This window comes from uncultured Slackia sp., from assembly GCF_944321625.1.
In the GTDB taxonomy this organism is placed as follows: domain Bacteria; phylum Actinomycetota; class Coriobacteriia; order Coriobacteriales; family Eggerthellaceae; genus Slackia.
On record NZ_CALUMA010000100.1, the window covers coordinates 1 to 7148 of the forward strand.

General features: G+C 63.0%; 7 protein-coding genes. All 7 read right to left on the reverse strand.

Features of this window, described 5'->3' with window-relative positions; all coding sequences use genetic code 11:
- On the reverse strand, positions 1 to 855 hold an 855-nt coding region (locus Q0J60_RS08770), incomplete at its 3' end, for an MBL fold metallo-hydrolase (RefSeq protein WP_294440642.1).
- A gap of 282 nt (positions 856 to 1137) precedes the next feature.
- Entirely contained in the window at positions 1138 to 1710 is a 573-nt protein-coding gene (locus Q0J60_RS08775; protein WP_294440645.1) for a hypothetical protein, read from the reverse strand.
- A 14-nt stretch (positions 1711 to 1724) separates the two neighbouring features.
- On the reverse strand, positions 1725 to 2972 hold the full coding sequence (locus Q0J60_RS08780) for a hypothetical protein (protein ID WP_294440648.1): 1248 nt from the start codon (positions 2970 to 2972) through the stop codon (positions 1725 to 1727).
- A 125-nt stretch (positions 2973 to 3097) separates the two neighbouring features.
- Positions 3098 to 4441, reverse strand: coding sequence for a type IV secretory system conjugative DNA transfer family protein (locus Q0J60_RS08785; protein WP_294440650.1), 1344 nt, complete (start codon positions 4439 to 4441; stop codon positions 3098 to 3100).
- Positions 4442 to 4453: 12 nt separating this feature from the next.
- Positions 4454 to 5740 carry a hypothetical protein gene (locus Q0J60_RS08790; RefSeq protein ID WP_294440654.1) on the reverse strand — a complete coding sequence of 429 codons (1287 nt, stop codon included), beginning with the start codon at positions 5738 to 5740 and terminating at the stop codon, positions 4454 to 4456.
- Position 5741: 1 nt separating this feature from the next.
- Entirely contained in the window at positions 5742 to 6044 is a 303-nt protein-coding gene (locus tag Q0J60_RS08795) for a hypothetical protein (protein WP_294440656.1), read from the reverse strand.
- Between the two features lie 328 nt (positions 6045 to 6372).
- A partial coding sequence (locus Q0J60_RS08800; RefSeq protein WP_294440658.1) for an MFS transporter occupies positions 6373 to 7148 on the reverse strand: 776 nt, incomplete at its 5' end.

Consider the following 7148-nt stretch of genomic DNA (forward strand, 5'->3'; position numbering starts at 1 on the left):
GATGCTCACGAAGCACTCGAGCATCGCGTAGTAGCGCTGGATAGGAGAAAACGCCCGCCACGCCTCCAGCGTACGATGCAGCGATACGCGCGCAGCCGTTTCGCCCGTGCAATACGGAATGGCCCTAACGGCCTCCAGCACCCGCTCAAGCTTATGTTCTTTCTTTTCGATAATCTGGTCTATGCGCTCCCCCATAGGGCGGTATACGGCGCCTCCGTGCCCCAGAAGCACGCAACGCAGCGGCAGGTCACGCAGGCGTTCGAGCGTTTCGATGAACATGGCGTAGGCGTCGAGCTTTCCCGGCAGCGGGTCGATGGAGGGCGTGGTGGTATAGAGCACCGCGTCGCCGCCGAAGAGAATGCCCAAATCGGGCTCATAGAGGCAAAGATGGTCCGGCGTATGGCCCGGCGTGGCGATCACGCGGAACGAGGCGTTTCCCACGTGCAGGGCGTCGCCCTCCTTCACGTAGCGTACATCGAACAAGTCCTGGTCAAGGAAGGCCGTCTCGGCGTTGCAGACCCTATAGGCACGCGCGTCGTCCTCGGTGGCGCCGTTGGCCAGCATGCGGCGGAAGAACAACTCCTGTGAGCGCGCCATCTCCTCGGGCGTGCGCGCCCTGACGCCGATGGCCGAGGCGTACACCCGCGTGCCTGCGGGCATCAGATGCGGCGCCATCTCGGCGTGGTCGAAGTGCATGTGCGTCAGAAACACCTTGCTCGATTTGACGTCGACGCCCAGCTCGTCCATGGCGCCCACAAACAGGTCGCGCGCCTCAGGGCTGTACGCGCCCATGTCGACGATCAGGCTTTCAGAGCCCGATTTGACTACGTAGCAGTTCGATGAGCCTTTTTTCAAATTGGAGAAAGGCAGCCGGACGCGATAAATCTCGGGCACGTCCCATACTCTCCTGCATATTCCCCGCGCTGCCACGTACCCTCCTCGGACGACCGTCGTTGTTTACACTCATCATACCCCAATCATCTTACGCACCAATCGCGCTCTCAAAGCAAGGGGCGCGAAAGCGTCGTATGCGCAGGACAAGAGGCGTGAAACTAAGAGATACGAAGGGGCCTTATCAGGACCGAGCGACGCCCGCGGAGCAATCTGCGAAGCTCGAGAGAGAGCGGGATGATGAGCCTAGCGAATTCGAATCATGCGGTAAATTACGTAGACGATCAAAGCGATGGGGCCAAAGGTGGCGATGATTCCGATAAGGGCATCGCCTATAGCATAGCGCGCGTTCCACAATGCGAAGGCAAGCACGGCGACTATCAAAACCGTACGCAAAAAGCGAGCAATGGCGCCCTGGGAGAAAAGAAACCACGGAATCACGCGGCTCGCAGAGGATGCGCCGTGGGTCGAACGATGCCGATGGCGCTCATCGAGCAGGTCGCGGGCGCGGCCTGCCAGCCCTCTCCTCCCCTGCGATCCGGCGCTCGTCGGGCCGATGCTTACCGGCGCATCGACGCGCTCGGGCACGGCGACGCTCTGCGGCATGGCGAACGATGCGAAGTAATCGCTTCCTCCGTCAGACGACGCCGAAATGCCGCAAGACGGCCCTCCAACGCCTGGCTGCAGCTGCCCACCTGTGGAAACGCCGCTCGCGCCTTGTCGCTGGGCGAGAGCGTCACTCCGAACGCCCGTAAACCCGATTGATTGATGCTCGAAATCATTCAAAAGCGATTCGTAGTAGCTGCTGCTGTTCGCCATGGCGCCACCCTCCCCTACAAGACTACGCGATTGAAAAGAACCGGCTGAGCATGCGCGCTGCCGCACAAGACCGCGCCGTTGAGCAAGTCCATAAGCTCCTCCACGTTGATGTTGCGCTCCTGCACCTCGCGCCGGGTGCTGCCCGCTCCGTGCGACGAGAACAGGCCGAAAGGCTGGCGGTAGGTGTTCATCTGCCTGTCGGTCACGATGCGCCGATATGTGCCGAACGCCTGCGAGAAAGGTTCGGCCTGCTGGGTGCTCGCACACCGGAACACCAGCACGTCGGCGTGCTGGGCGATAAGCGCCCCCACCTCGGCGTCGTCGCGCGCGACATGCAGCACGTCAGGCGCCGTCACGCCCGTGATGTAGCCCGCCGACTCATGCGGCGCCGTAATGAGCCGGCGCACGTCGGGCGCTTCGTCAAGCGCCACGTCGCTTACCACCAGCAAAAACGGGCAGCGTTCCTCGACGAGCGAACGCAGCTCTTGATATAGGCAGCGAAACACCGTTTTGTTCGAGGTAGGCACCGTCACAGAAGCGATGCACCCGCCTCGAACCGCCGCCGCCACGCTTGCGCGCGTATGCCGCGCGAAGCCGCGCCGCGTCCACAGGTACGTGCCTATCTCGAAGGCGAACGCGCGCACCGCGGCATAGGCGCGCTGCTGCGAATCCTCTTGCGAAAGCACGGTCCTGACCGCTTGCGCGTCCTGGCTCGGCATATGGCTTATCACGTCGGCTTCCAACCTGCTCGGCGACATTTCGGCCAGATCGAGAAGAAGGTCGAGGTTGTACGGGTACGCGCCGAACGGCTCGGGGCGCATCCTGAACTGGACCAGCATGATCTGCAGATACGCCGAAAGGTAGCTTCGCAGGACGTGGGCCTCGGCAGGCGGCATGTCGTCGGGAATCAGGGCATCCAGCGCCGCCGCGGCGGAAAGCCCATACAGGGGGTCGTAGTAGTGTTCAAGCGACCCTACGGGATTCATGCTGTACGTGCGAAAAGCCAGATTGGCGCCCGCCTCACCCGAAAGATCCTCGCGCAGCGAACCCACTTCAGCCGCCAGCTGAGGATCGTTCTGCAGCACCACGACGCCCATGCGCCCGCACGAACGCCTGATGCCGCGCAGGGCTACGCTCCTGCGCTGGTCGGCAGAACCGCAAAATGCCGCGAAGCTGGATGCGCCGCCGGCCTGCGGCAGCACGTCGTCAAGACGCAGTTCACGCCGCTGCGTGGCGAACCTCGCGAAATTGACGTGTGCCATGCCTTTCCTCCTTTATTCCTCCGCGCTGCTTCTTGCCATAACCGGGCGACATCGCGTCGTCCGCTTCGGCAGCCCCCTCTCAACGGCGCCTGCCCAACGCGTTCTCACCCGACTCGGCCTTAGCCTCACGCGTCTCGATCCTTCATGAAGCGGAACCTGAACGGGGCTGCCTGCGAGGCAAGTCCCACCACAGCCTCGCCCACTCTGAGGCTCATCGTGTCCCACTGCTCGACCGTCCGGCCCTCGCGTTCGCGGTCGAACTGCTTGTTTCCCACGTTTTGGTAGCGATACGATTCCACGTTGGGTCCAAACAGATCTGACACGTACGTCCGCGATGCAGCGTCGTTCATCCGAAACGCGAACACCGAGCCGAAGCCCGACAGGATATTGCGCCCCACATGCTCGCCGTAGGCCGCATTGATCTGCCCTACGCTCTGCAGGCCCGCCACCACGCTCACGCGCTTGCTGCGCCCGAAGTTGAGGGCGTCCTCCAAATGCTGCAGACGCGGCACGAGCTTGAGTTCATCGAGGAAGACATGCGTCCTGCCGGTCGCCTCAACCGCATTGCCCAACGCCTCCTTGAATGCGAGGTCCACCAGCACCCGGTAGACCGGCGAAAGCGTCTCGCCCAGCGACAGGTCGTACAGCACGAAAATCCGCCTGCCGCCTTTCTCGCGGATAGCGCGACGCATGGAAAAGTAACGCCGCCCCGGCTTTGCGCGCGCCGCGAAATTGCCCTGGAAGCATTCGTAGAGCAGGCTCCGCAGCTCGCCCATCACGCCGAGCGCCTGGTTTGAGGTGCCGTCGCCCACGTACGACCGCAGGCCCCGAAAATCGGCATAGCGCCCCAGGTACTCCATCAGCTTCGCCACATCGTTGCTCAACAGGAAGTTGGCGAGGCCGGCATTGTTGCGCGCGTCCTTCCACTCGCTGGGTCCATCCAGGCTGCGGCGCACGAAGTAGATGATGGCAGCTGCGAGCACGTCGCGCGCGGCATGGGCGAAGAACGGCTGCGTCTTCGAGCCTCGGTCGCGGAAATACACAGCCGCGATCTCGCGCGCGTTGGCCTCAAAATCCTGCGGATCTTCGCCGTCGGCCAGCACTTCGTCGAACAGGTTCCAGATGTCGCTTCGGTCGCGATGGGCACGTCCGTTGGCAATCACGTAGTCGCCCGGCCGATAGAACCCCGGATGACTGAGGTAGTCGCCCTTCGTATCGAAGATGAGCGACACGCCATCTTCGCCGCCGCGCCACAGCGCCGTCTGCGCCACGACCTGGTTGAGCACGTTGGTCTTGCCGCTTCCGGCACCGCCGAGCATCAGGACGTTCTTGAACACCGTGGGGTCGTCCACGGCAAACGCAGGTGCGCCCTCCGCGCTCTCGAACACATAGCGGGGCGTATCCGCCGAGCGCATATACGTGCAATTCTCAAGGGAGTACCCGAACAGCGTTTCCTTTCCGGTAATCACATCGCACCTCGCTTACATATCCTGGCCGCCGCCGGAGTCTTGGCCCCCATCGCGGCCGCTTCCGCCTGCATTGCCCTCGTCGCCGCCACCATCGTCGTTGTCGTTTGACGCGTTGGCGCCGAAACCGAGGTCCGATGAGGCCGAATCGTCCATGCCGGGCGATGCGGAACCCAACCCGTCATCGGCATCCTGCGTCGCACTTCCATATGCCGCATCACCGTGAGAAATGCCTGGTGATTCGTTCGCGTAAACGCCTCCGCCCGCAGACACGCCTTCAGCTTGCCCGCCCAATGCCGACGAGAGTCCGTCATCAGCCTGAGCGCCATACGTCTCGCTGCCTTCGGAATAGCTCGCCGCCAACCCCCTCGCATCACGAGGGGCATGGTCTTGGCTGCCGGGATCAAGCGCCTCATTCGCGCGATCTTGCGCATCCCGCTGCGTGCCCTCATCCCTGCCAAGCGCATCCTGCTGCGTGCCCTCATCCTTGCCAAGCGCGTCCTGCTGGCCTCGGCGCTCCTCCTCCAGGTGGTCGAACGCCGCTTCCTCAAGCTGCTTGCCCTGCTCGTCGAGCAGGTTATTCAACGCCTTGTAGCTGTCGGACGGGTTCTGCGGCACCAGGCCGTACTCGCGATGCTGGACAAGCGCGGCCACCGTTGCATCGATATCCCTATCGCCGTAGTTGCGCGCCGCCGCCTCAAGGCTTTCCTGATATGACGAGGCCCTCACTGCCGCCAGGTAGTCGACCGCGTTCTGATCTATCTTGCCGTCGGCCGCCTGAACAGTTGCTATGGCGCGCAGCGTGTTTTCCTGCCCCGCCTCAAACGCCTGCTTCTCGATCGGCTGGATGCGATAGATGTCGTAGTCTGAACCGGGGCTAAAATACGTGCTGGGCACTTGGCCGCGGCTTTCCTGTAAGCCGTGCGTGCCCTCGTGGAACACCGTCTCCAGCGTCTGCCAGTTAGAGGCGCGCACCTCCAAAGGCACAAGAACCGTGGCGCCGTTCTCGTCCACGTCCTCGGTCAGAAACACCCCGTCGCGCACGACGTTCTCGTTCAGGCAGATGGTTTTGTTTCCCTGGTACCCCAGCGCGGCGCCCGTCATAGGCTCGGCGCGCACCGTGCACGGCTCGCATCCGTTTGCCGCCGCATAGCGGTTCTCAACCTCTTGACAGGCATCGAGTTTCTCGGCGTACGAAAGCTTGCCCCAACGATCGGTGGAGAAAAGCCCCAAAAGCTCGGTGTCGCCCAAATCGGCGAAGCGCGTGGCAGAGGCGCTCCGTTGCGCGACGTAGGTGCCCATGCTAGCGCCTCAGAATACGCGCGCGGGCGGCTTCCTCATCCTTCAGGTACGCGTCCATCAGGATCAGCGCATCGATATAGCTCCTGCCATGCGATAGCCGTTGAATCTGCACGAGGGAAAACTCCTCGTGGCGGAAATTGGGCGTGGCTCCCGTATCGATATGCTCGCGCACAAGCGGCAGCAGCCGCTCATCCATCGTCGCGGCGCACCTGAGCGCCTGCTGAGAGACGGCCTCTGCCGTCCAGCCCGGATGCGCCTGAGCTATGAGCCTGGCGACCTCGTCAGAACGTACGCTTGCTTCCATCGCGTCCTTCTTTCCCGGCGCAGCCCGCGCCGCTCATCCCGCCGCCTTCAAGCGGCAGCCATCGTCTATATCGAAGTATAGAAAGCCAGCGCAGACGCTCCAGCAATGGCGCGTTTTGCGAAAAAACAGGTGGTTCCGGCCATCCGGCGTGGCAGCGATTGCCCACTCGGCAGCCCCACAAACCCATCAATCCGCAAGCGCTCACGATTCGACAGCACGCAAAAAAAGCCGCCCCAAGCGGAGCGGCCCGTAGCAAACGGTATTCGCTTGTATGCCTATGCGGCAAGGCGGCAGCCCCCTCCCCGAAGCCGCCGCCAGCCTTATGCGGTTACTGCCGCTTCTGACGAACGGCAGGAATGCCCTCGACGGAGCTGGTCTCGGCAAGCGACTTGCCGCGCGTCTCGGGCGCCATGAAGTACGACATCACGAATCCCACGATGACCAGACCTGCTGCGATGAGCATCGTCGGGCCTACGCCGAAGTCGGCGAGGATGATCGGCGTGCCGTACGTGGAGATGATCGTGCCGATGCGGCTGAAGCCGATGGCGATACCCACGGCGGTCGCGCGGACCTCGGTCGGGAACAGCTCGTTAGGATAGAGCCACTGCAGGATGCCGGGGCCGCCGCTGAAGAACGCATACAGGCCGAACGCCAGAATGACGACAACGACCGGCGCGGTGGGCCAGAAACCCAGGACGGTCAGGCCGATGGCCATCATGAACAGGCTGATCAGCACGAGCTTGCGGCGTCCCATGGAGTTGTGCCAGAACATGGCGGGGATGGTGCCCACCAGGAAGAACAGGCTCAACGCGCCCTCGCCCAGGATGGACTCGTGTCCCGCGCCCAGGCCGAACGCGTTCATGATCTGCGGGCCGAACGTGTAGATGGCGTACATCGGCACCACCTGGCACAGGATGAAGAATCCCAAGAAGACCATGCGCTTGAAGTAGCCGGACTCGAACACCTTCTTCAGCGAGGTCTTCTGCTCGACGTCGGCGGGCTCAAGCTCCACGTCGTCGCCGAACACCTTGCGCACGACTTCCTCGGCTTCCGCGGTGCGACCCTTCTGGGCGAGCCACAGAGGAGACTCGGGGATGTCATGTC

Coding starts and splice junctions, on each gene's coding strand:
- Q0J60_RS08775 (WP_294440645.1), bottom strand. CDS start 1,710: ATGGCGAACAGCAGCAGCTACTACGAATCGCTTTTGAATGATTTCGAG.
- Q0J60_RS08780 (WP_294440648.1), bottom strand. CDS start 2,972: ATGGCACACGTCAATTTCGCGAGGTTCGCCACGCAGCGGCGTGAACTG.
- Q0J60_RS08790 (WP_294440654.1), bottom strand. CDS start 5,740: ATGGGCACCTACGTCGCGCAACGGAGCGCCTCTGCCACGCGCTTCGCC.
- Q0J60_RS08795 (WP_294440656.1), bottom strand. CDS start 6,044: ATGGAAGCAAGCGTACGTTCTGACGAGGTCGCCAGGCTCATAGCTCAG.